Below are 1,698 nucleotides of genomic sequence, written 5' to 3' on the forward strand. Positions count from 1 at the left end.
TGTTCTAGTCCAGAAATCGTGGGTAGGATGATGTACTTGACATCTCCGTGTTCTGCTACCAATTCTTTGACAAGCCGGATACACTCAGGAGTCGGCGCAACAGGCGCATAGACGAGCAAACCCCCTTCATCTAGCTTAACGACTGTCATGCGAATCGGCACGACAACGTAGAAGATGCCCTGAAGCTGGTCAAAAGTCCAGACTGTATCCTGAACAACTTCTTTGCGAATAGTCCGCCGACTGCCAAAAGGATAGAGAGGCAAAGTGAACCAGAAAGACCAGGAAAAGTCCCTCAGATGAATCTGTTCTTCGTTTAGTGTGCGTTCATCATCAGCCACTTCACGACCCCCTTCCGCATTCGCTCAATCTGTGTTTATTTGAACTTCAGAAGTTGGAGTGTAGCAAATTGTTGTCACAATAAACTACATTTTTGTTAAAACTCAGCCTGCTTATACCATTTTAGATTTTAGATTTCAAATTTTGGATGGTAGAAGACTGGCAGCGATCGCGTACAGCCCTTTGGGCATGAAAACAGCGAAGCGAGGCGTTAGCCTAACGCTGACTTGTCAGTTCGCGTCCTTGCCAGTAGCCACTAACAACAATTTATTTGTACTATAGCGCCCCTAAATGATTCCTGAAGGCGAGATACCCGAAAACTCTTACGGAGTCGGGTATCTGAAGGGTTAGCTCACCATTCAAATGCTAGGATTGCGACTACACGCTATTGAAGGCTGAACGCGGTTTCTGGGCGATTGCACAAGAACTCCGGAATTTGGGATTTTACGGTTGAAGTCTTTGAGATGGTTTTTTTTAAAGAGCGATCGCGTCTGTATGTCACGACTAAGGGAGTGTGGCTTGAGATGAACCCAATTTACTTAGTTACAGCCATTTTTCTCGTCTTTGTCACCTACACAAAACCTAGTTGGTTTTGGCAAACCCGAAAGACACTCCTCATTAGGCGTAGAATTGGCGATCGCGCTACAGCTATTTTTTGTTACGCACTTGCAGTAACGCTCATCATCAGCGCGATTATTTAATAATTGCTCCCACAAGCCTTTCCTTCTGCAAGGCTTGCTAGTATGCCAATGCCCTTGGTAAATCTTTGGCATACTAGCGCTTTCTCCTTGCGTTCTTTTCCCTAAAACTCAAGCTAGAAATAACCGTTTATAACTCAACTTTGGGTTGGGAGAATTGTTAGGGAGATACGGCTTTCAATCCTTTAGCTGTTAGAATCACCTCAGCTCCTTTCTTTACTGTTAAGGTTGTTGAAGAGTCAGCTCCTTCAGGCTGATCGGGATTGCTGATTGGTGTCTCAAGAATGTAAAAATAATCCCCATTCGCCCACCCTGTAGTGCAACTTCCATCCCGGCAAGTGATTTTACCTCCAGTTAAATTGATGCATTTTCCATTAGCATCACAACCACGGTAGCTAAGATTTCCCGTTCCATTGACTCCTGACCAAGATTTGGCATTACCAACCGTTATTGTCCACTCACCATTACTGAGAGTTTGTGAGTCAGTTAGAGCTTGAGAGTTTCCATCCTCGATAATCTCCATTTTGGTGATGAGAGATTCTTGTTTGCTTTTACCGCAAGGTTCGATGCTTTCACAATCATTAACGGAGAGGATTTCATAAGAGTTACGAACTTTCTTATTCAAGAAAGTTTTTTCTTGTTCGCAGACTTCAAATGATGCGCC

Annotated in this window: 2 protein-coding genes and 1 pseudogene; 1 reads left to right on the forward strand and 2 read right to left on the reverse strand. The window is 44.1% G+C overall.

Annotated features, from left to right (window positions below; all coding sequences use genetic code 11):
- Positions 1 to 338: DUF4336 domain-containing protein (locus H6F50_RS07400; RefSeq protein ID WP_190428004.1), on the reverse strand; the 338-nt coding region annotated here is incomplete at its 3' end.
- A gap of 462 nt (positions 339 to 800) precedes the next feature.
- Here H6F50_RS07400 and H6F50_RS07405 point away from each other — a divergent pair.
- Positions 801 to 1,037, forward strand: a complete 237-nt coding sequence (locus tag H6F50_RS07405; protein WP_190428006.1) for a hypothetical protein — start codon at positions 801 to 803, stop codon at positions 1,035 to 1,037.
- Between the two features lie 157 nt (positions 1,038 to 1,194).
- Here the strand turns inward: H6F50_RS07405 and H6F50_RS07410 are convergent.
- Positions 1,195 to 1,698, reverse strand: a pseudogene (locus tag H6F50_RS07410) (hypothetical protein); the annotation flags it as partial.

This window comes from Coleofasciculus sp. FACHB-712 (genome assembly GCF_014695635.1).
Classification (GTDB): domain Bacteria; phylum Cyanobacteriota; class Cyanobacteriia; order Cyanobacteriales; family FACHB-T130; genus FACHB-T130.

What these genes read in the sequence shown, in the direction of transcription:
- H6F50_RS07405 (WP_190428006.1), top strand. Translation starts at nt 801, where the DNA reads ATGGTTTTTTTTAAAGAGCGATCGCGTCTGTATGTCACGACTAAGGGA.